Raw genomic sequence first — 26,119 nt, forward strand, 5'->3', positions numbered from 1 at the left:
ATTGGGTTCATGAAGACTCCACCGTTGTCTGAAGGGCCCTGTGAACGGGCCCTGGGTCCATGCACGATCGGCGCCCGCCCGGGCGCCCGTGTCAGGCGATGCCCGATTTTAGGGGCACGAAATGAACGGCCTCGAGTTCGGTGCGGACGATGCCGCGCGCGGTCTTGTCGACCACCACGAGGTTCTGGCGGCCCTGGGCCGTGACCGCGGGCGCCACCAGCCGGCCGCCCACGGCGAGCTGGTCGATCCAGGCCGCGGGCAGATCGTTCCCGCCCGCCGCCGCGATGATGCCCGCATACGGCGCACCCTGGGCGAAGCCGACCATGCCGTCGCCGAAGATCAGGTGCAGGTTGGGCACGCGCAGCGCGCGCAGGTTGTCGCGCGCCTTGTCGTGCAGCGCGCGGATGCGCTCGACGCTGTAGACCTCGCGCGCCACGCGGCTGAGCACCGCGGCCTGGTAGCCGCAGCCGGTGCCGATCTCGAGCACCCGGCCCAGCGGCTGTGGCGAGCTCTGGCACAAGAGCTCGACCATGCGCGCCACCACGTTGGGCTTGCTGATGGTCTGGCCCTGCCCGATCGGCAGGCTGGTGTCTTCGTAGGCCTGGTTGACCAGGGCCGAGTCGACGAAACGGTGCCGCTCGACGGCCAGCATGGCCGCAATCACCGCGGGGTGCGAGATGCCCTGCGCCTGCAGTTTGCGCACCATGGCCGCGCGCACGGCCGACGAGTCCATGCCCACGCCCGAAGGCACCACGCGCGCGGGCGCGGCCGGGGCCGGCCGGGCCGCACGCGCCGGCGTGGGCGCGGGTGTGCCGGCGGGCAGGCGCGCGGGAAAACCGGGGCGCGGGCGCGGCGCGGGCTGCTTCACGCCGGCCCTCCCGAGAGCGCGACCGCGGTGGGCGCCCAGTACGGCAGGCGGTCGTGGTCGGTGAGGTCGACCTGCAGCGGCGTGATGGTGGCGTAGCCCTGCAGCGCGGCGTGGAAGTCGGTGCCTTCCACGTCGTCGCGCGCGGGGCCGGCGCTGCCGATCCAGTACATGGTGTCGCCGCGCGGGTTCACCTGCGTGATCACGGGCTCGGCCGCGTGGCGACGGCCCAGGCGCGTGACCTTGAAGCCGCGGATGTCGGACAGCGGCAGACAGGGAATGTTCACGTTGAGCAGCCAGGGCTCGTTGCGCCGCTGCGCTTCGGGCACCGAAGGCAGCAGCTGCTGCACCAGCTCGGCGGCCTTGGCGGCCGCGGCGTCGAGGTGCTTCCAGCCCTTTTCGGTCTGCGAGAACGCGATCGCGGGAATGCCGAACAGGTAGCCCTCCATGGCCGCGCCCACGGTGCCCGAGTAGATGGTGTCGTCGCCCATGTTGGCGCCGTTGTTGATGCCGGAGATCACCAGGTCGGGCCGGTAGCCGAGCAGACCGGTGAGCGCGATGTGCACGCAGTCGGCGGGGGTGCCGTTGACGTAGCGAAAGCCGTTGGCGGCCTGGTGCACGTACAGGGGCGAGTGCAGCGTGAGCGCATTGCTCTTGGCGCTGTTGTTGTGCTCGGGCGCCACCACCTCGACCTCCACACCGGGCAGGGCCTTGATGGCGTCGTGCAGGGCGACGATGCCGGAGGCCTGGAAACCGTCGTCGTTGGAGATGAGGATCTTCATGGGGATGCGATTCTAGGAGCGCCACCCGGTCGCCCACGGGACAAGGCGCGGGCAAGCCCGCTGCGCGATCGCCTTTGGCCTGCCTATCATGGTCCGCGGCAACCCATCACCCGAGGAGAGCGACCATGCACGCCTGGCTGTGCGAGAACCCCGTGGGCGTCGACGCCCTGCAATGGAAAGAGCTGCCCACGCCCGAACCCGGCGCGGGCCAGGTGCGCCTGCGCATCGAGGCCGCAAGCCTGAACTTTCCCGACCTGCTCATCGTGCAGAACAAGTACCAGATGAAGCCGCCCCTGCCCTTCGTGCCGGGCAGCGAGTACGCGGGCGTGATCGAAGCCGTGGGCGAGGGGGTGAAACACCTCAAGGCCGGCCAGCGCGTGGCCTGCCTGAGCGGCACCGGCGGCTTCGGCACCCACACGCTGGCGCCCGCCGCGTTGTGCATGCCGCTGCCCGAGGGCTTCCCCGCGGTCGACGCGGCGGCCTTCATCATGATCTACGCCACCTCGCACCACGCGCTGATCGATCGCGCGCAATTGAAGGCCGGCGAGACCGTGCTGGTGCTGGGCGCCGCGGGCGGCGTGGGCACGGCCGCCATCCAGATCGCCAAGGCCGCCGGCGCGCGCGTGATCGCCGCCGCCTCGAGCGACGAGAAATGCGCCCTGTGTGCGCAGCTCGGCGCCGACGCCACCATCAACTACAGCACCCACGCGCCGCAGGGCAGCCTGCGCGACGAGATCAAGCGCCTCACCGAGGGCAAGGGCCCGGACGTGGTCTACGACCCCGTGGGCGGCGACTTCGCCGAGCCCGTGTTCCGCTCCATCGCCTGGCGCGGCCGCTACCTGGTGGTGGGCTTCGCGAGCGGACCCATCCCCGCACTGCCACTGAACCTGCCGCTGCTCAAGGGCGCGAGCATCGTGGGGGTGTTCTGGGGCGACTTTTCCAAGCGCGAACCCCAGGCCAACGCGGCCATGATGCAGACCCTGGCCGCGCAGTACGCGAAAGGCCTGATCAAGCCCCTGGTGGAGCGCACCCTGCCCATGAGCGAGCTCAAGCAGGCCTTTGCGGTGATGGGCTCGCGCGCGGTCAAGGGCAAGCTGGTGCTGGTGAACTGAAGGCCCCCGCGCTGAAGGCCTGCGCGGCGGCCCGGTGGTCATGGATGACACAAATGTCATCCGCGCCGCGCCGCAGGACCGAACAATCGGTGCCCGTTGCGACCGCCACCGACCGCCCATGCCCCGCCACCGCACAGCCCTCACCCTCGCGCTGATCGGCGCCGTCACCAGCCTCGGCCTGCTGGGCTGCGCCAGCCGCGCCAGCGAATCGCTCACCGAGGCCGAGCGCGTGGCCACGCGCCAGGCCCAGCTCGCCCAGGCCCTGCCCATGCCCTCGGCCGAGCAGGTGGAGGCGCTGGAGCGCGACTGGGTCGACAGCGCGCGCGGCCGCGCGGTGCCGGCGCGCCTGTACCTCCCCCGCGCCGCCCCGGGCGGTGACGCGCGCGTGCCGCTGGTGGTGGTCTCGCACGGCATCGGCGGCTCGCGCTTCGGCTACAGCTACCTGGGTCGCCACCTCGCGGCCCAGGGCTACGCGGCGCTGCATGTGCAACACGTGGGCAGCGACAACCGCCTGTGGCGCGGCAGCCCCTGGGACCTGCTCGAACGCCTCAACGGCGCCGCCACCGAGGCCGAGGCCATCGCACGTGCGCAAGACCTGCGCTTCGCCCTCGATCAGGTGCTGGCGGATCCGGCCCTGGCCGCGCGCCTCGACGCCACCCGCATCGCGGCGGTGGGCCATTCGTATGGCGCCAACACCGCGCTGCTGGTGTCGGGCGCGCGCGTGCCCGGCAAGCCCGCGCTCGCCGATGCACGCGTGAAGGCGGTGGTGGCCATCAGCGCCCCGCCCTTCCACGGCTACGGCGCGCCCGGGCCCATCCTCGCGCCCATCGGCCTGCCCGCGCTGCACGTCACGGCCGAGGACGACGACATCCGCATCCCGGGCTTCTTCTCGGGCGTGCAGGACCGCGTGGCGCTGTACGAGGCCATGGGCAGCCCGAGCAAACGCCTGGTGGTGTTCCGCGACGGCTCGCACAGCATGTTCACCGACCGCCTGGGCACGGGCGGCAGCGCGCACAACGTGGCGGTCAAGCGCGCCACGCGCGAGCTGGTGGTGGCCTTCCTCGATGGCGTGTGGCGCGACCGCGGCGACGCGCTCGATCGCTGGCAGACCGCGCACACCGCGCTGCTCAGCGCGCGGGCCCTGCCGGTCCTGCAAGCCGCCCAGGCCAGCCCGGCCGCCCTGCCGGACGCCGCGACGCCGCGTTGACAGCCCGGGCGGCAACGGGGGCGTAGCATCGGCCCCCATGCCCACGAACGCCGCCGCCCCCGCCGACCCCTCCCTCATCGATTCGCGCACGGCGGCCTGGCGGTTGCTCACCGTGCTCGGCCTGGTCACGCTGGGCAACAGCGGCATGTACGTGGTGGCCGTGGTGCTGCCCGCGGTGCAGGCCGAGTTCGGCGTGGGCCGCGGCGACGCCTCGCTGCCCTACACGCTCATGATGGTCTGCCTGGGCCTGGGCGGCCTGTGGACGGGCAAGATGGCCGACCGCCACGGCATCACGCCGGTGCTGCGCCTGGGTGCGCTGGCCGTGGCCGGGGGCTTCGTGTGGGCCGCGTTCTCGGGCAGCATCTGGACCTTCGGCCTCGCACACGGCCTGCTGCTGGGCCTGCTGGGCAGCTCGTCGACTTTCGCGCCGCTGCTGGCCGACACCGCGCTGTGGTGGAACAAGCGCCGCGGCATCGCGGTGGCCATCGCAGCCAGCGGCAACTACGTGGCCGGCACCGTGTGGCCGCCGCTGGTGCAGTGGGGCATCGACACCATCGGCTGGCGCCAGACCTATCTGTTGCTCGGCCTGGTGTGCGGCCTGGGCATGTTCCTGCTGGCCAACCGCATGCGCCAGCGCCCGCCGCTGGTGATGGCCGCCGCGCCCGCCACGCCGGGCGGCGCGCTCAACGACACCCGCCGCCCCTTCGGCCTGAAGCCCGCGCAGGCGCAGGCCCTGCTGTGCCTGGCCGGCGTGGGCTGCTGCGTGGCCATGTCCATGCCGCAGGTGCACATCGTGGCCTACTGCGTGGACCTGGGCTTCGGCGCCGCGCGCGGGGCCGAAATGCTCTCGCTCATGCTGGCCAGCGGCATCGTGAGCCGGCTCGTGTCGGGCTGGATCTGCGACCGCATCGGCGGCATCCGCACGCTGCTGCTGGGCTCGGCCCTGCAGTGCGTGGCCCTGCTCATGTTCCTGCCCTTCGACGGCCTGGTGCCGCTGTACCTGATCTCGGCCATGTTCGGCCTGTTCCAGGGCGGCATCGTGCCGAGCTACGCCATCATCGTGCGCGAGTACTTCGCGCCCGCCGAGGCCGGCGTGCGCGTGGGCGCGGTCATCATGGCCACGCTGGTGGGCATGGCCCTGGGCGGCTGGCTCTCGGGCTGGGTGTTCGACCTCACCGGCAGCTACAAGGCCGCCTTCCTCAACGGCATCGGCTGGAACCTGCTCAACATGGCGATTGCCCTCTTCCTGTTCTGGCGCGTGCGCGGCGCGGGGCCCGGCGGCCTGCGCGGCGCCACGGCCTGATTCACCGAACCGACATGAACCACGAACACGACTACCAGCAACACGGCGTGCGCCGGCTGCGCGCCGACCTCGCGCTCGCGCTGCGCGCGGCCGCGCACTTCGGCCTGTCCGAAGGCGTCTGCAACCACTTCAGCGTCGAGCTGCCCGACGGCTCGGGCCGCTTCCTGCTCAACCCGCGCGGGCTGATGTGGCAGGAGGTGCAGGCCGACGACATCGTGATGGTCGACGTGCAGGGCCAGGCGCTCGCGGGCCGGCACGCGGTGGAAAGCACGGCCATGCACATCCACGCGGGCATTCACCGCGTGGCGCGGCACGCGGTGGTGCTGCACACCCACATGCCTTACGCCACCGCGCTCACGCTCACGCGGGCGCGCGCGCTCGACACCACGTTGTCGCAGAACGCCATGCGCTTTCACGGCCGCGTCGCGGTCGACCCGGTCTACAACGGCCTGGCGCTGGACGCGCGCGAGGGCGAGCGCATCGCACGCGGCATGGGCACTGGCGACATCGCCTTTCTCGCCAACCACGGCGTGATCGTCTGCGGCACGCAGGTCGCGCACGCCTTCGACGACCTGTACTACCTGGAGCGCGCCTGCATGGCGCAGGTGATCGCGCAATCGAGCGGCATCGGCCTGGCCCCGGCGAGCGCCGACATGGCCGCGCACGTGGCCGAGCAGACGCGCGGCGAGCGCCTGCAGTCCGACCTGTTCTTCGAGGCGCTGCGCCGGCGGCTCTGAGCCGCCGGGCACCGCGCGCTCAGGCCACCTTGCCGAGCGCGCGCAGCACCTTCTCGGGCGTGATGGGCTGCGAGTGCACCACCGCCTTGAACGGCGCCAGCGCGTCGTTGATGGCGTTCATCACCGCGGCCGGCGCGCCCGCCGTGCCGGCCTCGCCCGCGCCCTTGGCGCCCAGCTTCGAGCTGCGCGTGGGCGTCATCACGTGTGCCACCTCGATGTCGGGCATCTCGGCCGACATGGGCACGAGGTAGTCGGCCATGTTGGCGTTGAGCATCAGGCCGGCATCGTCGTACAGGCACTCCTCGAACAACGCGCCGCCAATGCCCTGCACGATCGCGCCGCGCATCTGCTCGTCCACCAGCATGGGGTTGAGCACGCGGCCACAGTCTTCGACCGCCCAGTGCTTGAGCAGCTTCACGAAGCCGGTGTCGGGGTCGACCTCGACGTACGAGGCCTGCACGCCGTTGGTGAAGATGAACGGGTAGTCGCGCTGCGCATAGTGGCGCGTGACCATCAGCTCGGGCGTGAAATCGGCTGGCAGCGTGTCGGAACGGAAGTAGGCCACGCGGCCCAGCTCCTTGAGCGGCAGCAGCTCTTCGCCCGTGGCCGCGTCGACCACACGGTCGCGCCGCACCGCCAGGCCGGCGGCCTCGCGCTTGAGCATCACCGCCGCGACCTTGAGGATGTTCTCGCGCAGCGCCTGGCCGGCCAGCAGCACCGCCTCGCCGCCCACGCCCGCGCCGCGCGAGGCCCAGGTGCCGCCGCCGTAGGGCGTGACATCGGTGTCGCCGGTGAGCACCTTGACCTTGGTGATGTCCACGCCCACCGCATCGGCCGCGATCTGGCGGTAGATGCCTTCGGTGCCCTGGCCCTGCTCGCCCACGCCCACCAGCACCGTGATGTCGCCTTCGGGGTCCAGGCGCACGGTGGCGCCGTCCTGCGAGGCAATGCGAGCGCCGCCCACGCCATAGAACGCGGCGCTGGGGTTGGTGAGCTCGATCACGGTGGCGAAGCCGATGCCGCGGTGGATGCCCTGTTGGCGCAGCGCGGCCTGCTCGGCGCGCAGCGCGTCGTAGTTCATGAGCTCGCGCAGCTTCTTCAGGCTGGCCTCGTGCGACAGCACCTCGAGCTTGATGCCCGAGGCCCCGGTGGTGGGGTAGGCGTCGTCGGGGATCACGTTGAGCTCGCGGATCTTCAGCGGGTCCATGCCGATCCTCTGCGCGGCCAGGTCCACCAGGGCCTCGGTCACCGCACAGGCGATCGGGTGGCCCACGCCGCGGTACTGGCAGGTGGGCGTCTTGTTCTGGAACACCACGTTGAGCTTCGCCCGGTAGTGCTTGTGCTTGTAGGGCCCGCCCACCAGGTTCACCACCTGGTTGCCCTCGATCGCGCTGGTGCGCGGGAACATCGAGTACGGGCCGATGCCGGTGAGGTCGTCCATGTCGAAGCCCAGGATCTCGCCGCTCTGGTTCACGGCGATGCGGGCCTTCACGCGGTGGTGGCGCGCGTGGATGTCGCTGGTGAAGCTCTCGAGGCGGTCGGCCACGAACTTCACCGGCCGGCCCAGCAGGATGGACAGGGCCACGGTGGCGAAGTCGTCGGGGTAGGCGTGCACCTTGATGCCGAAGGAGCCGCCCACGTCCTTGCAGACCACGCGGATCGCGCTGGCGGGCAGGTCGAACTGGCGGCCGTAGAGGTCCTGCATCATGTGCGGGGCCTGGAACGAGTGGTAGACCGTGAGGCGCTGCTCGGCCGGGTTCCAGTGCGCGATCTGCGCGCGCGGCTCGAGCGTGACGCCGGTGTGGCGGCCGAACTCGAAGGTGGCCTCGGCCACGGCGTCGGCCTCGGCGAACACGCGGTCGACCTCGCCCACGTCGAGGCTGCGCGTGAAGCACAGGTTGTCGCCAAGCTCGGGGTGGATCAGCGGCGTGGCGGCATCGAGCGCGGTCTCCATGTCGGTGGCCAGCGGCAGCTCTTCGTAGTCGACCGTGATGTGCTGCAGCGCGTCTTCGGCCTGTGCACGCGTTTCGGCCACCACGGCCACCACGGGCTCGCCCTGCCAGCAGGCGCGGTCCACCGCGAGCGCGTGTTGCGGCGCCGACTTCATGCCCGCGAGGTGGCCCAGCACCGCGACCCAGGGCTTGCAGACCTTGGCGAGGTCGTGGCCGTCGGCCACCAGCAGCACGCCGGGCATGGCGCGCGCGGTGTCGGCGTGCACGGCCTTGATGCGCATGTGCGCCACCGGGCTGCGCCAGAAGGCCACGTGGGCCATGCGCGGCAGCTCGATGTCGTCGATGTACTGGCCCAGGCCCTGGGTGAGCCGCTCGATGCCGCCGCGCGGTACCGGGGCGCCGATGTAGCGCTGGTCTTCGGTGACGGGCGCCACTGTGGTGGGCACCTGCACGCCGGGCTCGAGGTTGGTGATGTCGCGTTTCATGCCTGGGTCTCCTTGCGCTGGCGCAGCACGTCGCAGATGGCGTCGACGATGGCGTGGTAGCCGGTGCAGCGGCAGTAGTTGCCCGAGATCCATTCGCGCACCTCGGCGCGGGTGGCCTCGGGGCGGGTTTCGACCAGTTCCTTGGCCGCCATGAGCATGCCCGAGGTGCAGAAGCCGCACTGCAGCGCATTGCGCGCCACGAAGGCCTGCTGCAGGTCGCGGATCACGCCGCTCTGGCTCAGGCCTTCGATGGTCTGCACCGAGCCGCCGTCGGCCTGCACGGCCAGCGTGAGGCAGCCGCGCACGATCTGGCCATTGAGTTCGACGGTGCAGGCGCCGCAAACGCCGTGCTCGCAGCCCAGGTGGCTGCCCTTGAGGCCGAGGTCTTCGCGCAGGAAATCGACCAGGTGGGTGCGCGGCGCGATGCTGCAGCGGTGCGCCTGGCCGTTGACGGTGACGTGGAGGGGGTGGAGGTCTGCCATGGGGTGTCCTGTTGCGGGTCCGGTGGCCTCAGGCGTGCGCCGACGCCAGCAGGCGCTGCAGCAGCACGCCGGCCAGGTGGCGCTTGGTCTCGGGGGTGTTGGTCAGATCGGGCAAGGGATCGATCTCGGCGCGCAGGCTGGCCACGGCCATGGCCTGCGTGGCGGCGTCGGGCACCCTGCCTTCGAGCAGCTGCTCGGTGCGGCGCGCACGCCAGGGCGTGGTGGCCACGCCCATGAAGGCCAGGCGCACGCCGCTGAGCGCCGCGCCCTGGCGCTGGGCCGACGCAGCCAGACCCACGATGGCGTAGTCGCCATGGCGGCGCGCAAGCTCGGACAGGCCATGCCACTGGCCGGGCCGCGCCAGCGGGATCTCGCCCGCGATCACGATTTCGTCGGGCGCGAGCGCGGTGGTGTAGAGGCCGAGGTAGAAGTCGTCGGCCGCGATGCGGCGCTCGCCGCGCGGGCCCTGCACCACCACCGTGCCGCCGAGCGCGAGCAGGCAGGCCGGCCATTCGGCGGCCGGGTCGGCATAGGCGATCGAGCCGCCCCAGGTGCCGCTGTTGCGGATGGCGCGGTGCGCGATGTGGGGCGCGGCCTCGGTGAGCAGCGGTGCGTGCTGCTTCACGAGCGCGCTCTCCTCGATCTGCGTGTGCGTGGCGAGCGCGCCGATGCGCAGCACATCGCCGCGCCGCTCGATGCCGCGCAGCGCCGCGATGCCGGTGATGTCGATCACCATCAGCGGCTCGGACAGGCGCATGTTGAGCGTGGCCATCAGCGTCTGGCCGCCGGCCAGCACGCGCGCGTCGTCGCCGTGCGTTTGCAGCAGCGCGATCACCTGGTCCACGGTGTCGGGTTTCACATAGTCGAATGCAGCGGCTTTCAAACCAGTCTCCTCAGAACAGGACCGACGCGATCCACACCCCGAAGCCCGTGGACAGGGCACCGAGCGCGAACCACAGGATGCGAACGCCCTCGCCGGCGCCGGCGGACGGGGCGGCTGGCGCGGGACGCGCGGTGATGGGCGCAGGTGCCGGTGCCGGCGCTGGCGCTGGCGCTGGCGCTGGCGCGGACAGCGTGGGCGCGACGGCGTTGGGCGCCGAAGCCGCAACGGCGGGCGCGGGCTCGACCGCAGCCGCGTCGGCGGGCGCGGCCTCGGCCGGGGCCGGCGCGAGCTCGGTCTGGAACGCGGCGAAGAACTGGTCGGCCATCTGCTTGGCCGCGGCGTCGATCATGCGGCCGCCAACCTGCCCGAGCTTGCCGCCCACCGAGGCCTGCGCGGTGTAGCGCAGCCGCGTGCCGCTGTCCTCGTCGGCGAGCGCCACGCTCGACTGCCCCTTGGCCATGCCGGCCGCGCCGCCCGAGCCTTCGAACTGCAGCGTGCAGCCCTGGCCGGGCCGCACGTCGTGCAGGCGGATGTGGCCCGTGAAGCGCGCGCGCACCGGGCCGACCTTGACGGCCACGCGCGCCATGCGCTCGGTGTCGCTCGTGGCTTCCATGGCCTCGCAACCGGGGATGCAACGCGCCAGCACGGCCGCGTCGTTGAGGGCGGCCCAGACCTTGTCGCGGGGCGCGGCAATGAGGATGTCTCCGTTCAGTTCCATCTGTGTTTGACCCCCGGGTTTTCACGGGTGTTTTTGTTTACCAACCGGTCAACAATGCTAAGACTCATTGACCGTACGGTAAATAGCGTGCGCATCCAGAGAAACCCTGATCAGCCCGCCGATGGCAAAGAAACGGCCGCCGAGAACGCGCCGCAGCGCCGCCGCCTGAGCGTGTCCGAGCGCGAGCGGCAGATCGTGGACGGCGCGATCCAGTTCTTCGCGTCCAACGGTTTCGGCGGCCAGTTGCGTGACCTCGCCAAGAGCATCGGCGTCACGCACGCCCTGCTCTACCACTACTTCCCGACCAAGCAGGCGCTGATCGACCGCGTGTACCTCGACGTGTTCGAAGGCCGCTGGCGCGACAGCTGGGACGCGCTGCTCGACGACCCCAAGATCGACGTCGAGGACAAGTTCACCGCCTTCTACGCCGACTACGTGAACAACGCGCTCTCGCGCGAGTTCGTGCGCATCCTCATGTTCTCGGGCCTGATGGACCACACCATCACCGACCGCTTCTTCGCCATGCTGCGCGAACGCCTGTTCCCGCGCCTGATCCGCGAGACGCGGCGCTTTCGCGGCTCGACCTCGCGTGCCAAACCCAGCGAGCGCGAACTCGAACTGCTCATGGGCCTGCACGGCGGCATGTTCTACATCTCGATCCGCCACTGGATCTATGGCCAGGACGTGCACAGCGAAGCGGTGCAAGAGACCTGCGACGAAGCCCTGGTGCGCGACCGCGTGCGCAGCTACCTGATGGCCAGCCGCGAACTGCTCACCCTCACCCCCAAGAAGCCGGCTCGCTGAGCCGATCACCGAGAACGAAGGAGACAAAGCGCATGAAACCGACCAAGTTCGCCATTGCCAGCCTGCTGGCCCTGGGCGCCAGCCTGAGCGCGCTGCCCGCGGCCGCGCAGCAGCGCATCAACGTCAACATCGGCTCCAGCCACCCCACCACCAACATCTGGGTGCACGCCATGAAGGAGGTGTTCCAGCCCGAGGTGGACCGCATCCTCAAGGCCGGCGGCGGCAAGTACGAGGTGCGCTGGCGCGAGAACTACGGCGGCACGCTCTACAAGTTCACCGACACGCGCGCCGCGGTGCGCGACGGCATCGTCGACGTGGGCATGGTGGGCACGGTGTGGGAGAACTCCGCCATGCCGCTGCAGAACGTCACCTACTTCACGCCGTTCGCCACCACCAACCACGAGCTGCTGATCCAGATCTTCGACAAGCTCAACACCACCGTGCCCGCGCTGCGCGACAGCTGGGCCGCGCAGAACATGGTGCCGCTGTCCTCGCTGATCACCGACAGCTACGACATCTACGCCAACTTCCCCATCCGCACCCTGGCCGATCTTCAGAACAAGAAGATCAACGCGCCCGGCACCTCGGCGAACTGGCTGCGCGACACCGGCGCCACGCCGGTCGATGGCGCGCTCACCACCTACTACACCAACATCCAGACCGGCGTGACCCAGGGCGCGCTCTCGTTCGCCAGCGGCATCGGCCCGGCGCGCGTGTACGAGGTGGCCAAGTACCTCACGCACATCGACATCGGCTCGATGTACTTCGGCAGCGTGGCGGCCAACAAGAAGTTCTTCGACGGCCTGCCCAAAGAGGTGCAGGAGGCCTTCGTGCAGGCCGGCAAGGCCGCGTCCAAGGCGCACGGCGAGCACGTGACCAAGGTGGCCAAGGCCGCGATGGACACCATGAAGGCCGCCGGCCTGCAGGTGGCCGACCTGCCCCCGGCCGAGAAGGCCAAGTGGGTCAACAGCCTGCCCAACATCGTGCAGCCCTGGCTGCAGGCCACGGGCGACAACGGCAAGGCCGTGCTCAAGGCCTACTTCGACGAGCTGCGCGCGCGCGGCGTGAAGCCCCTGCGCGACTGGGACAACCAGAACCGCTGAACCCGGCACCAGGCCCCGCGCCGCCCTGCCGGCGCGGGGCCTTTTTGTTGAAGGTGACCCGTGCACAACGAACCCGACCTTGCTGCCGAGGGCGCTGCCGCGCCCGCTGACCGCCACCCGCTCGAAGGCATCGCGCGCGTGCTTGCGGCCGTCGGCACCGTGTGGATCTTTCTCATGATGATGATGGTGGTGGCCGACGTGGTCGGCCGCAATTTCCTCGACAAGCCCATCACGGGCGTGGCCGAATTCGCGGCGCGCTCGGTGGCGTCCATCGTGTTCCTGCAGCTCGCCGCGGCGATCTGCTCGGGCCGCATGACGCGCAGCGACTTCCTGCTGCGCCTGATCGGCGCGCGCTCGCTCACCGCACTGCGCGTGCTCGAAGTGGGTAACGCCCTGCTCGGCGGCCTGCTCTTCGCGGCCCTGGCCTTCATCGCCTGGCCCGAGCTCACGCAGGCCTGGACCGGCAACGAGTTCTTCGGCGTGCAGGGTGTGTACACCGTGCCCACCTGGCCGTTTCGCGCGCTGATCGTGGGCGGCTCGATCGTGGCCGCGCTGGCCTACCTGCTGCAGATGCCCAGCGTCTGGCGCCACGCCGGCGAATTCGGAGAACCCTCATGAGCGACCTCGGTTTCGGCGCGCTGCTGATCGGCGCCCTGGTCACGCTCGTGCTGCTGGGTGTTCACATTGCCGTGGCGCTGATCGGCATCGGCTTCGCGGGCATCTGGCTCATGCGCGAAGACGTGCAGATGGCCATGCGCCTGCTCTACCTCTCGGCCTACAACGGCGTGGCCGACTACATCTTCGCCACCATCCCGCTGTTCGTGCTCATGGGCTTGCTGGTGTCCATATCGAACGTGGGCAAGGACACCTTCGAGGTGGCTGAAGCGCTGCTGCGCCGCGTGCGCGGCGGCCTGGGCGTGGCCACGGTGGCGGCCAACACCGTGTTCGCGGCGGTCACCGGCGTGTCCATCGCCTCGGCCGCGGTGTTCACGCGCGTGGCCGTGCCCGAGATGGTGCGCCACGGCTACCGCACCGCGTTCGCGGCCGGCACGGTGGCGGGCAGCTCGGTGCTGGGCATGATGATCCCGCCCAGCCTGCTCATGATCATCTACGGCGTGTTGGCCGAACAATCGATCGGCAAACTGTTCATCGCGGGCGTCATCCCGGGCTTCCTGCTCGCGGTGGTGTTCGTGCTGATGATCGTGCTCATGGCCACCTTCACACCCGGCAAGGTGTTCGACCTGCAGCGCCGCCAGGCGCTGGCGCTCGAACGCAGCACCGGCCCGCTGCTCACGGGCGGGCAGATGGCGGGCAAGCTCGTGCCCATCGCGGCGCTGGTGGCGCTGGTGCTCGGCGGCCTGTACACCGGCTTCTTCACGCCCACCGAAGCGGGCGGCATCGGGGCCTTCGGCGCGCTGGTGGTGGCGCTGGCGCGGCGCAGCCTGGGCCAGGGCCGCTTCTGGCGCGTGCTGCACGAAACGGGCAGCGTGTCGGTCACCATCCTGATCCTGCTGATCGCCGCGAGCTTCTACAGCCGCATGCTCTCGGTGGCGGGCGTGCCCGTGGCCATCAGCGACCTGGTGCAGGACGCGGGCCTGGGCCCCTACGGCTTCCTGCTGATCTACGTGCTGATCGTGCTGTTCCTGGGCATGATCCTCGACTCGAGCTCGATCCTGCTGATCATGACGCCCGTGGCCGTGCCCATCGCCACCGACATGGGCTTCAACCTGATCCAGTTCGGCGTGCTCACCGTGCTCGCGGTGGAGATCGGCCTGCTCACGCCGCCCTTCGGCATCTCGGTGTTCACCGTGAAGTCCACGCTCAACGACCCCAAGGTTTCGGTCGAGCAGATCTTCGGCGGCGCCCTGCCCTACATCGGCGCCATGCTGTTCGTGCTGCTGCTGGTGGCGCTCTTTCCCTGGCTGTCGCTGGCGCTGATCTGAGGCCACCCCTGGTTACACCCTTCACGCCCGGGCAACGAACCCGCGGCGCGAAGGGCGCTCCCATTCATGGCCCGCAGAAATCGGTCTGCGGGTGGACGCCCCAAGCCGGTGCCACGCGCCCGGCCCGCGAGCGTTCGTGCTTCAACGCCACAAGCCCGAAGGACCCATGAAAAAAGCCATTCCTCTCACCGCCGCCGTGCTCGCCCTCACCGCATTCGGCGCCCACGCACAATCCAGTTACACCGAGCCCTCGCGCCTGTACGGCAGCATCGGCTACGAGTCCATCGGCCTGCGGGCCAGCAGCGGGGGCGTCACGGCCAAGTCCGACCCGGGCCTGCTGATGGGCACCATCGGCTACCAGTTGCACCCCAACATCGCCATCGAAGGCATCGCCGGCGGCACGGTGCGTAAGGACGACCTCAAACTCAATGGCTTCAACAGCGGCCTCGACAGCAAGGTCGACACCTACGGCGTGTTCGTGAAACCCAGCGTGAACCTCACCGAGAACTTCAGCGTGTTCGGCCGCGTGGGTTACGCGCGCACCAACGCCAGCCTGTCCACCGGCAACTTCAGCGTGAACGACTCGACCACCGACGTGGCCTACGGCGTGGGCGCGGCCTACAACCTGTCTCCCAACGCGTACATCCAGGCCAACTACACGCAGTACCTGGACAAGGACAACGTGGAGGCCAAGGGCTGGGGCGTGCACTACGGCCGCCGCTTCTGATCGACACGGTGTACAAAGGCAGGGCTTCTGAAGCCCTGCCCCCATGCCCGCCCGCTACGCCCGTTTCCTCGTCGGCCGCCACCGCAGCGTGGCCGCCAACCGCCAGCTCGGCTGGCTGCTCGCCTTCGTGGCGGGCGCCATCAACGCCGGCGGCTTCCTCGCCGTGCAGCAGTACACCTCGCACGTCACGGGCATGGTCTCGGCCGTGGCCGACAACGTGGTGCTGCAGCGCTTCGACCTGGTGATCGACGGCCTGGTGGCCGTGCTCTCGTTCCTGCTCGGTGCCATGTGCAGCGCGCTGTTGGTGAACTTCGCGCGGCGCCGCGCCATGGCCAGCGAGTACGCGCTGCCGCTGTTGTTCGAGGCCGCGCTGATCCTGTGCTTCGGCCTCATGGGCGCGCGACTGGCGAGCTTCGAGGCCCTGCTGCTGCCCTTCACCGTGGTGCTGCTGTGTTTCATCATGGGCCTGCAGAACGCGGTGGTCACCAAGCTCTCGGGCGCGGTGATCCGCACCACGCACATGACGGGCATCGTGACCGATCTCGGCATCGAACTGGGCAAGCTCGTGTACTGGAACGCCGACCGCGACGCGCAGCCGCTTGTGCGCGCCGACCGCGATCGCATGAAGGTGCTCGGGGGCTTGCTGCTGGCCTTCCTGCTCGGCGGCCTCACGGGCGCCTTCGGCTTCAAGCAGTTCGGCTATGGCTTCACCGTGCCCATTGCGGTGCTGCTGGCCGTGGTGTCGCTGGTGCCCGCGTGGGACGACCTGGGCCGGCGGCGCCCATGAAAAACCCCTGGGGGCCTTGCGACCGCCAGGGGTTTTGAATTTTGGGGTGGCTGATGGGATCCAAAACGGCGACCTAAGCTGTTGATCTCATTGGGAAAAGCGCCGAGGAAAACTGACTTGTTCCCCGGTCTGTTCCCCTTGTCCGCATGGGACGTCTTGAGACCGTCAGCAGCGACATTCTCGCGGTCTTGCTCGTCAATCGCAATGACGCTCTCACGGCCTGGGGCCGGCCCTTCGACCATGGCGGGCAGCCCTGACCTCGCAGCAAGCTATGGCCGTTCCTGCGGTGCGCCGATGGCTCTCCGCAGGCCTTCGACCAATCGGCCGATGCCTGCGACGATGCCGTCGACCTCCGACGTTGAGACTGTGATGCGCTGTCCGACCTTGTACGTCATGTCGCCCGACTCGTTGATGTAGCGCTGGTCGACGATGCCATCGCTGTGAGCCAGCAGGTGCCGCTTCTGGAACAGTCGCCTGAGTCGCTCCAGATCCGCAGCGCCAAGGATGTCTTCGTAGGTGATGCCGACCCTTGCCGCCCAAAGCTCGCTGCCTTGCGCGAGTCGCTGGAAGGCATTCATCGGCGCAGGCGTCGCCGGTCCGGTCGAGGCATACAGGCCCTCGCAGCACCTCTGAAAGGCAGTCACACCGTCCTGAAGGCATGACTCAATCAGCGATCGACACATCAGTTCGGCCTCATCGCGTCCAGCCGACGCCGCGATGGCGTCGCGCACAACGTCTACGTTGTCCTTCTTGGCTCTGATCTTGCGCAGCGAGTCGTCGAACATGCGATCCACGGAACTGTGGCCGCAGGCGTGACAGAAGTACGCCGAGCCGATGACTGCGAATCGGCAGGTGCACTTCTCGCACTCGATCTCAAGCTCCATTGCTGCCGACGCAGCCGCTGGAACCCTGTGCGGCGTGAAGTGCGGTGCGCCACCTACCTTCATCGACATCGAGATCAGCGAGTTCCTTGGCTGCCGACCGTTGAAGGCCCTCGCATCCGCGCGCATCGCGCCGTCGATCGTCGACTGGATCACCCTGTGGGCGTGCCGCTCGGCATGTCGAACCTGGCCCTTGGTGAACCAGCTCTTGGCTGGCGCCGCGTGACCGCACATCGGACACCAGACGCCTTCGTCGCGGCAGATGTTCTTCCAGTCTTCGTCCTTGATCTTGAACTGGAACTCGCAGCTGGTCGACGGGCACTCCTTGTCGATGTAGCCCTTCTCGTCACTGTCGATGGGGACGGTGATCGAGCGGCGCTCGAGCGCGCGCAGTTCTCGCAAAAGGTTGTCGAACATAGGACCTCTACGCGGCACCAAGACAAAGAGGGGCACCGGTTCCCGGTGCCCCTCGACCTTGCGGTTACTTCTTCTTCGGCGGCTGAGGTGCCGGCGTCCGCTCCTTGACAGTCGTGTCAGGGTGCGTCTTGCCGTAGTGCTCCTTGACGTACCTGCCGGTCGCAGCGCTGCGATAGCTCTCTTGGGTCTTCTTCGTCATGTCGATCACCTTTCTGTTCGATCAACATGAGCCCGATGCCTACGAGGCTCGCTAGAATCCGAGGTTCTGATCGGGGGGTTCCAGCGGCCTCCCCTCCCCTGGGCTCGAACCAGTTCAGGGCGTACAAAGCCAGGTTGCCGCCTGGCTTTGTTCGTTGCAGACCCTGTGATTGTATCCAGGCTTCGCCGGGCGGTAGTGGAAACCCTTGTGGATTTCCTGTGCCCAAGTCCCCGGTGCTCCGTCGCCTACCGCGTCGCCATGTCGCCCTGGTGCAACCGGGTCATCGGTCCCCCAGCGCGGACAGGTAGGCCGTGGCCACGGCAATGCAGTGCTCCAGACTCGGCCGATACCCGGTCGCGGCGATCGCCTCGAAAGTTGCCACGAATCCTGCCCCGGGTTGCCCGATCTGCTCCAGGAACCTGTCCCGGTGCCGCACGAGGAAAGGCGCGGCTGCCGCCAGCGCATCCGGCTCCCGCTCGACCACCATGGCGAGGTCGAACAGATCGCGCGCCGTCGCACGGTCCCCGCGGTGGTACATCTTCTTGGCGATCACCTCCCCGGCCGTCTCGACGCGCACCGGCCGCCCCTGGATCTCCCACCGCTCCCACGCCGCGTCGGTGAGGTTCGGTGCGGCCACGAAGTCGATCTCGCCTTCCTCGAACTGCAGCTTGACGAACGAGCCCGGCATCTCCGTGTACTCCTCGGTCAGGGATGCCGCGGTGTCGCTGAGTCGGGGCGTCACGTAGCCGAGGTACTGCGGATCCGGCACGAAGATGTCGATGTCCTTGCTGAGGCGGTGTCCGTACCTGAACATCAGGACGGTCCCGCCTCCGAAGGTCCAGAACGGGTCCGCAAGCCCCCCATGGCGCTGGATGTCGTCGACCAGCCGCAGCGCTCGCTGGAACAGCACTTCCCAGGGGCCAGACGGCAGCGACTTCATCACGCTCTCATCACGCCCACAGGCCCTGCCGGTGCACCGCCAGTGACCTGGCGAGCTTCGCGACGTTGCGCCAGACAGCCTTGGGGGCCACGCCCTCGTTCGCGGCGGCTTCCTCCACGGCCATCACCACCAGGGGCACCGGCGCCTCGTCGAGCAGGTGCGTCAGGTGGGCCGCGTAGCCCTTCGGTACGCTGCCGCTGACCAGCGCATGGCCGAGCGTGTCGGGCGGCACCTCATGGACGTAGCTCACGCTGGCGTTCTTCGCCGCCATCCACAGGCCCCGCTTCCGAGCGCGCGCTGCCTGGCTGGGCGGATCGAGGTCCAGCCCCAGCACGGCCAGCACCTGCGCGACCCGATTGAATCCCAGATCGCTCAGAGCGCCGGCTTCCAGGCCGACCAGTGTCTGCCGCGAAAGCCCGCTCAGTTGCGCAAGCCGCGACTGCGTCAGTCCCAGCGCCTCGCGCCGCTCGCGGATGATGGTGCCCAGGTTGGAGAGGTCCACAGCTTGGTCCGACGAATTGTCGAATATTTTGGACATTCTAGCGCCTCCGGACCGCACCCGCCAGGCCCTCGCCAGCGGCGCCGCAGGCCGCTCGCTGCCCACAGCCGTGACAAACATGCTCGCTGTCGGGCCACTGCGGGCGATCGAGTCCATCGATCAGTCGACGGTGCCTCGCTGCAACGGCTTCGATTTGCTCCCGCGACATCAAGCGGACCGCTCGTGAGGTCGGCGGCGCTGAGTGCCGACCAGGAAAGATCACGAACGCCTCGACAGACACCTGGACACGCAGTTCATCCTCCACGGCCACCCGCTGCGCCGAGAGCTGGATGACATCCGACGCCCTCACCGCCGCAATCGACCGCGTCTTCAGTTCAACCAGCACGACCAGACCGCTCGGCAGCCGGTAGGCCCTGTCCACCCTGGCCACGATGGGCCAGCGGCTCTTCGACCTGAACTGCGACTCCACGCAGATCAGTTCGGCGTCCCGCAGCCCGGCCGGTCGGTCCCGCCGCTCCGCGACGCGTGCGCGGTGCCGCCGGACCAGGTGCCACGTGACCGCCAAGGCGACAGCCAGGAGCAGCACCCACGGCCACATCGGCTCGAACCTCATGGTCGCCGCCTCGCCGACCATCGCCGCCAGCCATGCGCCGCGAAACCCAGGATGCCCCTGGTCATCCGCAGCAACGGCGGGCAGCGCTGGAGCATTCTGCAAAGGCGCGGACCGGCGGCATGGTAGGCTGCCACCAGGCGTCGCCCCCAGGGCCGCGTCCTCAGGACCGTGTCCCTGAAGTCGCGCAACGCATCGGTCTGCCAGGCGTCCCCGAAGACCATCGTCGCGATGAAGCACCTCTCGCCCGGTCGTCGAGTCGACCCATCGCCTGGCGCTGTGGCGCGCCGACCCTGCAACTCGAAGCGCACATGGGCCGCGATGCCCCTCCGGCGAGCCTCTTCCTGTGAAGTGCTTCGACGCGGGCCGTGCAGGGATTCGAGAACCACCAGGCGTTCGCACCGGCCCATCTGCGCCAGCTCGGAGGCCCCTACCGACCTACCCTGGCGGCACCTCGCCCGACTCCTCATGGCCCATCCCGGTCATCGATCGCGGGATCGAAGAGTCCGTTCGTGACCTCCGCCCCGTCGCCGTCGAAGCCGATCGAGCCGGACACATCGCTGGATGCCTGCCCAGGGAGCTTCAGGACGCCCTGCTGGACCAGCAGTCCCTCATAGGCCAGCGTGCGCAGTCTGCCGACACGTTTCACGCCCTTGTGGAACCGTGCGAGCTCGTCATAGAGACGAGGCAGTTCCGCCCTCTCGAGCTGGAACACGAGCCGGATGCGCGGCGGCTCCGAGGTCTTGATGGGGCCGGTCATGCGGCATCTCCTGCAGCGCGCTCGGCCGTGGTCGACCTGTCGCGATCGGCCGCCAGCACGGTTCGCGCATAGGTCATTCCAGCCAGCTGGAACCCCCTCACGTTGGCGAACACAGGCTCCTTGATCTCGAGGATCCGGTGGCGCGGAAACGCCGACTTCACGGCCTTGCGGAACAGGAAGGCGCCTCCGCCCACGAGGATGATGTTCTGCAGGCTGTGCGGCGATTCGATCCACTCCTTCATGCTCGACACGGCCTGCTCCGTCACGCTCTCGGCCAGCGGCAGCAGCCGCTTGAGGTCGTAGGGCTTCTGGAAGATCACCGGGGCCTTGCCGGTCCGCAGCGCCATGTCGATGGCGTCCAGATCGCGGAAGGGCGTGCCGATGTCCTTGGTGATCTCGGCGGCGAGCAGCTTCAGCACGTCGGCGACACCCCGATTCACGGAGTGGCTCTGCTTCTGGACCAGTCGCATGCCCTGGGCGACGAGCCAGTCGAAGGTCCTCGCACCTGGATCGATGATCAGGCTGCGCTCCTTGGCGATCTCGGCGAGCTTGCCATGGGCGTGCGCGTAGAAAGCCAGCGCACCTTGAGGCTGGGCAACGGCCAGCGTGCGCACCACACTGACCTTCTTGCCACCGCCGACATCGTGCTCGCCTGTCATGACCCGCTCCAGGGCCGCCTTCTTCACCGCAAACAGCGCCACCGGAAGCCCGACGACCAGCAGGTCGATCTGGCTCTGCCGCATCGAGCGCAGCGCACCGCGCAGCAGCGCCATGTACTCCGGCGACTCGATGTAGTCGTCGTGCAGCTGCGTCGCCCGAAAGGTGTCGGCCGCGAGCCTGACCTCCGGACCGACTTCATAGAAGAGCGACCCGACCGGGATGAACATCGTCTTGGCCCCATCGCCGCCTGGCCAGAGTGGTTGTCCGTTGCTGGACGGGTAGGCCAGCGACGGAAAGCTTGCGCAGCGGATCTCGCTGTCTGCCGTGCCAGTGACGAACTTGGTGTTGCCGGAACCGACATCCACCGCCCTCACGATCAGGTTCATGGTGTTCTCCGAGTGAACGAAAGAGTGCTCAGGATCGACAGATCGACCCCGTTCCTCCACGCGGATACCTGCCTCTGCAGGCGCGATTTCGACGTCGGATCCGTCCCGGTGTCACTGCGCTGGCACTGCAGAAGCACTGCACTGCCCCTCGGATGACACCGAACGGACGAGGAGGCCGCGTGGTGTCACCACGGTCACACTGCAAAGTCACTCGTCAACCCCGTCCATCGGCGCGCACGCCGGCGCCTCACACCGCCAAGCGAGGCCGGTACCGGCCTCGTCGGGGTACCTGAGGCGGCAACCTTGCCCGTCAACCCCGCGCCGTTGCTGGCGATCCGGGCCATTGCGACGCTAGATGGGCCCTGCCGCCGAATCTCGTGCCGTCAACTGCCTGCCCCAAGGGCCCGCCGATCAGGGGTCTTGCGGCAGGCGCCGCGCACGCGGCCTTGACCGCGGATGCCGTCGCGGTTTCCACTGTGGGCTCCCGAGGGCTCCTGGCCCGCTCCGTCCTCTCGAAGAAGACGAGCATTGCAGGCGTCGCAGTCGTTACCTGCCTCGTGCCTTCAACCGAAGTTCCCGTCCCGAACGGGTGGCGCGACCGGCCTCGACCTCCAGAAGGATCGACGCCGCGAGCGTGCCGAGTCATCCACCACAGCAGTGACCTGCCCGGTCCTTGCCAGCCGCATCCCCGCGATGTCGGCTGGGCGCTCCTGAAGCGCACCGGCGCAGCAGAACCCCGTGGCGGCACCTGATGCCGCGCACCGTTCCCGCCAGCCCTTGAGCACGCGCGCATGACGCGCATCGCGCGGCGTGATGGCCTCCATGAGGCTCCCCGCACGACCCTCGCTCATCAACTCGACACCGCCCTGGACTCTCGGTCAGGGGTGGACCCATGCGAGCGGCCGGCGCTGCACACCAGGCCTGATCCACCGAATGACCCAGGGCTCGACCCTGGCGTCGATGTCGCACCCAGCCCCGAGCGGGGTGGACATCACCCCTGTCGTCGCGTCGCAGAAATGCGCAGACGGCCTGGATCAACGTGTTCCATTTTTAAGTCTGACCGAGCTGATCCAGGCCCCTCGACAAAGACCACGAGGAGCCCGGACCAGCAAAGCCATGGGTGGGTGTGGCGCTGCAGGGATCGACCGCCGCACCGACGTTGCACACGATCTCCATCGCCGTGGGCTTGCCAGGAATCGGCCCCGTGGGATGTCCAGATGGATTCCTCCAACTCCGGTCCTCCCGACCGTTCATCCACCGGCGCGCTGTTCGGGCAGTCCGCCATCTCGCAGAAAGCCCACCATGTCCCGCATCCGCCGTGAAGAACCCTCGCGCCGCCGCCGGCAGGCACCTCTCTCCCGCAACGACCGCCGCAACGACCCGCGCGATGGCTCCGCCCTGCCCTCCTCATCCACCCGACCTCCCAGGACCACCGCGATGACCTCGGCCAGCCCGGGCCGCGTGCATGGCCAGGACTCGCCGCGCCGCCAGAACTGGGCCGGCAAGTCGCCCCAGCAGGTGCTGGACATGTACCCGCCGGGCAGGACGCCCGTGAACCGTGTGGTGGACGTGCTGATCGAGCTGTTCAACCCGCTGCACACCGCGCTGGAGAAGACCGTGTCGCACAAGACGCGCTACGAGCGCGCCCACTTCCTGCGACGCTTCTTCCGCGAACTGCACACCGACGCCGGCTTCAAGCTGGCGCCCGATCCCCGCAACCTGGGCCAGCGGCATGTCCAGGCGATGGTGAAGGTCTGGCAGCGCCGCAAGCTTTCGCCGGGGACGATCCAGACCTACCTGAGCTTTCTGCGTGGCCTGGCGATGTGGCTCAACAAGCCGGGCTTCATCCGCAGGCCCGAGCACTACGGCCTGACGCCTGACGAATACGAGCGCCACGAGAACGCCCAGCGAGACAAGAGCTGGAGCGGCAACGGCATCGACGTGGAGGCCTTGCTGGCCCAGGTCTCTGCCTACGATGCCCGCATCGGCGCGTCGATGCGCCTGATGGTGAAGGTCGGCCTGCGGCGCAAGGAGTCGGTGATGTGCCGCCCCTACGCCCACGTGCACCCGTTCGAGGAGACAGGCCTGCCCGACGAGCAACGGGAGGCGGATGGGTATCTGTGGACGAAGGGCAAGGGAGGCCGTGCGCGCTGGCTGCCGCTGGCCACCGAGGAGCAGCAGTCGGCCATCGCGCATGCCCGCAGCGTGGTCAGCGGCCATGACGCACACATGGGAGCGCCGGATCGGGACCTGAAGTCCAACCTCCGTCGCCTGGACTATGCGCTGCGCAAGTTCGGCCTCACGAAGCGCGCGAGCGGCACCACCGGGCACGGGGCGCGGCACGACCACCTTCAAGGCCAGTACCAGGACACGACGGGCACGCCCGCGCCGGTGCGTGGCGGTGGGCCTGTCGATCAGGACCTCGACCGCCAGGCGCGGCTGCGTGTGGCCCGTATCGCGGGCCATGCCCGCCTGCGCTCGGCCGGCGCCTACATCGGTGCGATCCGGCGCTCGCCTGCAGGGAGCCGCGACCCGGCCCAGGGCGAGACCGGCAAGCCTGGGCCGGGGAGCATCGGGGACGACGGTGACACGCCTGTCCCGGTCGCATGAGCCGGCCCGGCCCGGGCCGGCCCTGCGTTCAGGCGCAGGCAGGCGCCTCGGTCCGTGCTGGATCGTTGGCGTCGACCTCCTCGCCACCCGTCGCCGAGGCATCGGCGTGCGGCTGCACGCGCAGGCAGTCGGGCAACCAGCCACGCCCGGCGAGCAGTTGTTCGGCCTGCGCCACCGCGGCATCCTTCTTCAGCGCCGCGAGCGGACCTGCCGCCTTGGCGCCGGCCACGGTGTGCACCACCTCGACCACCCTCGCCTTGGACACGTGCTGAAGGTAGGCCTCCCCCGTCGCCGACCACCATCGCGTCATGTCCAGGCCGAGGGCGCAGGCCAGACCGTCATTGACCGGTCGGCTGGCGTCGGTGCCGGTGATGCCGTTCACGGTGGACGCGACCAGGAAGGTCAGCAGCCGCTGCACCGTCTGCGGCGGCTGCCGCAGCATCCAGTCGAACACCGCGTCGGGTTCCTTGGGCAGGTGCTCGATCCAGGCGATGCGGTCGGCTTCGATGCGCTGGGCCGCCGGGCTCGCCTCGATGTCCTCGGCCGCGCCCCGCAGTTCGTGCTGGTTGCCAGTCGCGCTGATCGCCAGCAGGTTGGGCAGTCGGTAGGCGCCATGGAGCGGGTCGGCCAGCAGCTTCAGTGTCAGGTGGGTCGTCAGTGCCGCCAGCGCAACCTCGGGTCGGTCCAGCAGTTCGGCCTGGATCGCGGCGACGCGGTGGGCCGTGAGGCGGCGCATGAGCTTCTCGGAGTGCACGGGCCGTGCCGTGGCGCCGGCTGCCGATGGAAGCGACTGCAGGGCCGGGAGCCCCGAGCCGCGCGCAGGATCCGCGTCGCCCTTCGCGTCGCCCGCCGAGCCGCCTCCACCAGCCGACTTCTCTTCGGCAGCCTTGGTGATGGCCTGCGCCAGATCGGCCCGATCCTCGGGACGGATGAGCCCTGCCCTGATCGCGGCACGGCCGTCCGCGCCCACATGCAGCACGCACCCGGCGAGCGCCATCCAGGCCACGGGCCATTCGGTCAACGCCTCGAGCCTGGCCTTGCGCTCTTCCTCCAGCCCTTCGGCCTCGGACTCCAGGGCGAGGAGGGCGCGGTCGCGCGACGTGTCGTCCTCGTCGGCGGCGTCGTTCGCCTCGCTGGCGCCGGTGACGCCCTCGCCGGCATCGCCATCGCCATCGCCATCGCCATCGCGGTCCACCAGCGCGTCCATCTGCTCGTGCAGGACAGCGATGCGCGTGTCCAGCGCCTTCAGCGTCTCGGCTTCCTCGGGCGTCGGTGCGCGGCGGGGCTTGCGCAGCTCGCCGTGCTTGACGTACTCGTCGTAGGCGAAGCGCGGACGGATGTCGACCCACTTCCAGCCTTCAGACAGGAGTTGCTTCGCGCGCTTGCCCAGCTTGTCGGCGGCGAGGCGCTCCAGCAGGGCCGGGTCCAGCAGGTAGGCCTTGCGGTCGTCGTCGCTGAACAGGTCGCGGCGCAGGGGTCCGCCGGCCTTCTCGTAGGCCTTGACGGTGACGTAGCGGGCCAGCGGGTCTGCGTCCGATTCGATCTCGCCCCGGGTCAGCAACTGCCGCAGATGCTCCGGGCGCTGGTTCCAGCTCGGCAGACCAGCCCAGGCCTGCTCCTGGCGCTGGTGATCGTCGACCGAGGCCAGCACCATGAGGCAGTCCAGGCCGATGCCGCCTTCGCGGTACAGGGCCATCAGCCGGGGCGAGACGGTGGCGAGCTTCATGCGCCGCTTGACGATGAGCGGCGTCACGCCGAAGGCTGCGGCCACGTCCTCGACGGATTTGCCCTGCGCGAGCAGTCTGGCGAAGGCGGCGAACTCGTCGGCCGGGTGCATCGGCACGTGGAAGCAGTTCTCGGCAAGGCTCGCGATGAGCGCCTTGTCGGCCGGCACGACGAGCACCGGCACGGGGTAGTTGTCGGCGATGTCGCCCTGCTGCACGAGCAGCGCGAGCGCGGCGAGCCGCCGTCCGCCGGCACAGACCTCGTAGCGCCCGCGCGCCGCCTGGACGACGACGAGGTTCTGCAGCACGCCGCTGTCCTTGATCGACGCGGCCAGTTCCGGCAGCGACATCACGGGCGCCGTGGCACTGCGGGCCTGGTGGTCCTCGGACAGCACCAGCTTGTTGAAGGGAACGAAGGTGCGAGGGGACGCCTCGATGATGGCGTCGACCTCGGCTTTGGAGAATTTCATGAGGGACTCCTGATCGGTTGCATGGCAGGCCGGCGGCCCACCATGCAGTCAGGATCCCATTGAGCCCGTGCAC

General features: G+C 69.3%; 26 protein-coding genes. 11 read left to right on the top strand and 15 right to left on the bottom strand.

The features are described from left to right. Positions 1-91: 91 nt before the first annotated feature. On the bottom strand, positions 92-868 hold the full coding sequence (locus WDZ95_RS01220) for a protein-L-isoaspartate(D-aspartate) O-methyltransferase (RefSeq protein WP_420810314.1): 777 nt from the start codon (positions 866-868) through the stop codon (positions 92-94). Further along, positions 865-1,647 carry a 5'/3'-nucleotidase SurE gene (gene surE / locus WDZ95_RS01225; RefSeq protein WP_425775898.1) on the bottom strand — a complete coding sequence of 261 codons (783 nt, stop codon included), beginning with the start codon at positions 1,645-1,647 and terminating at the stop codon, positions 865-867. Before surE ends, WDZ95_RS01220 begins: the two co-directional genes overlap by 4 nt. Positions 1,648-1,772: 125 nt before the next feature. On the opposite strand from surE, the gene WDZ95_RS01230 reads away from it, so the two are divergent. The 4 genes from WDZ95_RS01230 (at position 1,773) to WDZ95_RS01245 (ending at position 6,006) form a co-directional block, all read left to right on the top strand. Beyond that, complete coding sequence (locus tag WDZ95_RS01230) at positions 1,773-2,759, top strand: NADPH:quinone oxidoreductase family protein (RefSeq protein WP_287469993.1); 987 nt, start codon at positions 1,773-1,775, stop codon at positions 2,757-2,759. A 118-nt stretch (positions 2,760-2,877) separates the two neighbouring features. Continuing rightward, positions 2,878-3,966, top strand: a complete 1,089-nt coding sequence (locus WDZ95_RS01235) for an alpha/beta hydrolase family protein (RefSeq protein ID WP_425775899.1) — start codon at positions 2,878-2,880, stop codon at positions 3,964-3,966. A 37-nt stretch (positions 3,967-4,003) separates the two neighbouring features. Continuing rightward, positions 4,004-5,269, top strand: a complete 1,266-nt coding sequence (locus WDZ95_RS01240) for an MFS transporter (protein ID WP_425775900.1) — start codon at positions 4,004-4,006, stop codon at positions 5,267-5,269. Positions 5,270-5,283: 14 nt separating this feature from the next. After that, a complete protein-coding gene (locus WDZ95_RS01245; RefSeq protein WP_425775901.1) occupies positions 5,284-6,006 on the top strand; it encodes an aldolase in 723 nt (240 codons plus the stop codon). Positions 6,007-6,025: 19 nt separating this feature from the next. Here WDZ95_RS01245 and WDZ95_RS01250 read toward each other — a convergent pair whose 3' ends face one another. The 4 genes from WDZ95_RS01250 to WDZ95_RS01265 are packed head-to-tail and all read right to left on the bottom strand — an operon-like array spanning position 6,026 to position 10,526. Next, the gene (locus WDZ95_RS01250) at positions 6,026-8,443 is read right to left on the bottom strand and encodes a xanthine dehydrogenase family protein molybdopterin-binding subunit (protein WP_425775902.1); all 2,418 of its coding nucleotides are present in this window, start codon (positions 8,441-8,443) and stop codon (positions 6,026-6,028) included. After that, positions 8,440-8,925, bottom strand: coding sequence for a (2Fe-2S)-binding protein (locus WDZ95_RS01255; protein WP_166226985.1), 486 nt, complete (start codon positions 8,923-8,925; stop codon positions 8,440-8,442). Before WDZ95_RS01255 ends, WDZ95_RS01250 begins: the two co-directional genes overlap by 4 nt. A gap of 28 nt (positions 8,926-8,953) precedes the next feature. Next, positions 8,954-9,808, bottom strand: a complete 855-nt coding sequence (locus WDZ95_RS01260; RefSeq protein WP_425775903.1) for an FAD binding domain-containing protein — start codon at positions 9,806-9,808, stop codon at positions 8,954-8,956. A gap of 10 nt (positions 9,809-9,818) precedes the next feature. Beyond that, positions 9,819-10,526 (bottom strand): CoxG family protein, encoded by a 708-nt coding sequence (locus WDZ95_RS01265; protein ID WP_425775904.1) that lies wholly within the window; start codon positions 10,524-10,526, stop codon positions 9,819-9,821. Between the two features lie 87 nt (positions 10,527-10,613). Here WDZ95_RS01265 and WDZ95_RS01270 point away from each other — a divergent pair, with 87 nt between their 5' ends. The 6 genes from WDZ95_RS01270 to WDZ95_RS01295 all read left to right on the top strand — a co-directional run bounded on the left by WDZ95_RS01270 (position 10,614) and on the right by WDZ95_RS01295 (position 15,890). Further along, entirely contained in the window at positions 10,614-11,330 is a 717-nt protein-coding gene (locus WDZ95_RS01270) for a TetR/AcrR family transcriptional regulator (protein ID WP_425775905.1), read from the top strand. 32 nt (positions 11,331-11,362) lie between these two features. Next, positions 11,363-12,433, top strand: a complete 1,071-nt coding sequence (locus WDZ95_RS01275; protein ID WP_425775906.1) for a C4-dicarboxylate TRAP transporter substrate-binding protein — start codon at positions 11,363-11,365, stop codon at positions 12,431-12,433. A 60-nt stretch (positions 12,434-12,493) separates the two neighbouring features. Then, positions 12,494-13,051: a TRAP transporter small permease subunit gene (locus WDZ95_RS01280; protein WP_166226990.1), complete on the top strand. Its 558-nt coding sequence runs from the start codon at positions 12,494-12,496 to the stop codon at positions 13,049-13,051. Further along, on the top strand, positions 13,048-14,376 hold the full coding sequence (locus WDZ95_RS01285; protein WP_425775907.1) for a TRAP transporter large permease: 1,329 nt from the start codon (positions 13,048-13,050) through the stop codon (positions 14,374-14,376). Before WDZ95_RS01280 ends, WDZ95_RS01285 begins: the two co-directional genes overlap by 4 nt. Positions 14,377-14,542: 166 nt before the next feature. Continuing rightward, positions 14,543-15,103, top strand: coding sequence for a porin family protein (locus tag WDZ95_RS01290; RefSeq protein ID WP_425775908.1), 561 nt, complete (start codon positions 14,543-14,545; stop codon positions 15,101-15,103). A gap of 43 nt (positions 15,104-15,146) precedes the next feature. After that, the gene (locus WDZ95_RS01295; protein WP_425775909.1) at positions 15,147-15,890 is read left to right on the top strand and encodes a YoaK family protein; all 744 of its coding nucleotides are present in this window, start codon (positions 15,147-15,149) and stop codon (positions 15,888-15,890) included. Between the two features lie 269 nt (positions 15,891-16,159). Here the strand turns inward: WDZ95_RS01295 and WDZ95_RS01300 are convergent, their stop codons facing one another. The 8 genes from WDZ95_RS01300 to WDZ95_RS01335 form a co-directional block, all read right to left on the bottom strand. Beyond that, the gene (locus WDZ95_RS01300; RefSeq protein ID WP_425775910.1) at positions 16,160-17,188 is read right to left on the bottom strand and encodes a hypothetical protein; all 1,029 of its coding nucleotides are present in this window, start codon (positions 17,186-17,188) and stop codon (positions 16,160-16,162) included. 64 nt (positions 17,189-17,252) lie between these two features. Beyond that, positions 17,253-17,387, bottom strand: coding sequence for a hypothetical protein (locus tag WDZ95_RS01305; protein WP_425775911.1), 135 nt, complete (start codon positions 17,385-17,387; stop codon positions 17,253-17,255). Between the two features lie 280 nt (positions 17,388-17,667). Further along, positions 17,668-18,327: a nucleotidyl transferase AbiEii/AbiGii toxin family protein gene (locus tag WDZ95_RS01310; protein ID WP_425775912.1), complete on the bottom strand. Its 660-nt coding sequence runs from the start codon at positions 18,325-18,327 to the stop codon at positions 17,668-17,670. Positions 18,328-18,337: 10 nt separating this feature from the next. Further along, positions 18,338-18,829 (bottom strand): helix-turn-helix transcriptional regulator, encoded by a 492-nt coding sequence (locus tag WDZ95_RS01315; protein ID WP_425775913.1) that lies wholly within the window; start codon positions 18,827-18,829, stop codon positions 18,338-18,340. 37 nt (positions 18,830-18,866) lie between these two features. Next, complete coding sequence (locus WDZ95_RS01320) at positions 18,867-19,439, bottom strand: PD-(D/E)XK nuclease family protein (RefSeq protein ID WP_425775914.1); 573 nt, start codon at positions 19,437-19,439, stop codon at positions 18,867-18,869. Then, complete coding sequence (locus WDZ95_RS01325) at positions 19,436-19,906, bottom strand: CFI-box-CTERM domain-containing protein (protein ID WP_425775915.1); 471 nt, start codon at positions 19,904-19,906, stop codon at positions 19,436-19,438. Before WDZ95_RS01325 ends, WDZ95_RS01320 begins: the two co-directional genes overlap by 4 nt. Beyond that, entirely contained in the window at positions 19,903-20,196 is a 294-nt protein-coding gene (locus WDZ95_RS01330; RefSeq protein WP_425775916.1) for a hypothetical protein, read from the bottom strand. Before WDZ95_RS01330 ends, WDZ95_RS01325 begins: the two co-directional genes overlap by 4 nt. Continuing rightward, a complete protein-coding gene (locus WDZ95_RS01335) occupies positions 20,193-21,242 on the bottom strand; it encodes a PRTRC system protein D (RefSeq protein WP_425775917.1) in 1,050 nt (349 codons plus the stop codon). The genes WDZ95_RS01330 and WDZ95_RS01335 overlap by 4 nt, the downstream gene beginning before the upstream one ends. A gap of 1,302 nt (positions 21,243-22,544) precedes the next feature. Here WDZ95_RS01335 and WDZ95_RS01340 point away from each other — a divergent pair. Next, a complete protein-coding gene (locus WDZ95_RS01340) occupies positions 22,545-23,852 on the top strand; it encodes a phage integrase N-terminal domain-containing protein (RefSeq protein WP_425775918.1) in 1,308 nt (435 codons plus the stop codon). Between the two features lie 28 nt (positions 23,853-23,880). Here the strand turns inward: WDZ95_RS01340 and WDZ95_RS01345 are convergent, their stop codons facing one another. Beyond that, positions 23,881-26,046, bottom strand: a complete 2,166-nt coding sequence (locus WDZ95_RS01345) for a ParB/RepB/Spo0J family partition protein (protein ID WP_425775919.1) — start codon at positions 26,044-26,046, stop codon at positions 23,881-23,883. Positions 26,047-26,119 lie beyond the last annotated feature (73 nt).

This window comes from Hydrogenophaga sp. T2, assembly GCF_049843535.1.
Taxonomy (GTDB): Bacteria; Pseudomonadota; Gammaproteobacteria; order Burkholderiales; family Burkholderiaceae_C; genus Hydrogenophaga; species Hydrogenophaga crocea.

Excerpts from the sequence above, each read along its gene's own strand:
- surE (WP_425775898.1), bottom strand. The coding sequence starts at position 1,647 with ATGAAGATCCTCATCTCCAACGACGACGGTTTCCAGGCCTCCGGCATC.
- WDZ95_RS01230 (WP_287469993.1), top strand. The coding sequence starts at position 1,773 with ATGCACGCCTGGCTGTGCGAGAACCCCGTGGGCGTCGACGCCCTGCAA.
- WDZ95_RS01235 (WP_425775899.1), top strand. The coding sequence starts at position 2,878 with ATGCCCCGCCACCGCACAGCCCTCACCCTCGCGCTGATCGGCGCCGTC.
- WDZ95_RS01240 (WP_425775900.1), top strand. The coding sequence starts at position 4,004 with ATGCCCACGAACGCCGCCGCCCCCGCCGACCCCTCCCTCATCGATTCG.
- WDZ95_RS01245 (WP_425775901.1), top strand. The coding sequence starts at position 5,284 with ATGAACCACGAACACGACTACCAGCAACACGGCGTGCGCCGGCTGCGC.
- WDZ95_RS01250 (WP_425775902.1), bottom strand. The coding sequence starts at position 8,443 with ATGAAACGCGACATCACCAACCTCGAGCCCGGCGTGCAGGTGCCCACC.
- WDZ95_RS01255 (WP_166226985.1), bottom strand. The coding sequence starts at position 8,925 with ATGGCAGACCTCCACCCCCTCCACGTCACCGTCAACGGCCAGGCGCAC.
- WDZ95_RS01265 (WP_425775904.1), bottom strand. The coding sequence starts at position 10,526 with ATGGAACTGAACGGAGACATCCTCATTGCCGCGCCCCGCGACAAGGTC.
- WDZ95_RS01275 (WP_425775906.1), top strand. The coding sequence starts at position 11,363 with ATGAAACCGACCAAGTTCGCCATTGCCAGCCTGCTGGCCCTGGGCGCC.
- WDZ95_RS01285 (WP_425775907.1), top strand. The coding sequence starts at position 13,048 with ATGAGCGACCTCGGTTTCGGCGCGCTGCTGATCGGCGCCCTGGTCACG.
- WDZ95_RS01290 (WP_425775908.1), top strand. The coding sequence starts at position 14,543 with ATGAAAAAAGCCATTCCTCTCACCGCCGCCGTGCTCGCCCTCACCGCA.
- WDZ95_RS01295 (WP_425775909.1), top strand. The coding sequence starts at position 15,147 with ATGCCCGCCCGCTACGCCCGTTTCCTCGTCGGCCGCCACCGCAGCGTG.
- WDZ95_RS01300 (WP_425775910.1), bottom strand. The coding sequence starts at position 17,188 with ATGTTCGACAACCTTTTGCGAGAACTGCGCGCGCTCGAGCGCCGCTCG.
- WDZ95_RS01305 (WP_425775911.1), bottom strand. The coding sequence starts at position 17,387 with ATGACGAAGAAGACCCAAGAGAGCTATCGCAGCGCTGCGACCGGCAGG.
- WDZ95_RS01310 (WP_425775912.1), bottom strand. The coding sequence starts at position 18,327 with ATGAAGTCGCTGCCGTCTGGCCCCTGGGAAGTGCTGTTCCAGCGAGCG.
- WDZ95_RS01320 (WP_425775914.1), bottom strand. The coding sequence starts at position 19,439 with ATGAGGTTCGAGCCGATGTGGCCGTGGGTGCTGCTCCTGGCTGTCGCC.
- WDZ95_RS01325 (WP_425775915.1), bottom strand. The coding sequence starts at position 19,906 with ATGAGGAGTCGGGCGAGGTGCCGCCAGGGTAGGTCGGTAGGGGCCTCC.
- WDZ95_RS01330 (WP_425775916.1), bottom strand. The coding sequence starts at position 20,196 with ATGACCGGCCCCATCAAGACCTCGGAGCCGCCGCGCATCCGGCTCGTG.
- WDZ95_RS01335 (WP_425775917.1), bottom strand. The coding sequence starts at position 21,242 with ATGAACCTGATCGTGAGGGCGGTGGATGTCGGTTCCGGCAACACCAAG.
- WDZ95_RS01340 (WP_425775918.1), top strand. The coding sequence starts at position 22,545 with ATGTCCCGCATCCGCCGTGAAGAACCCTCGCGCCGCCGCCGGCAGGCA.
- WDZ95_RS01345 (WP_425775919.1), bottom strand. The coding sequence starts at position 26,046 with ATGAAATTCTCCAAAGCCGAGGTCGACGCCATCATCGAGGCGTCCCCT.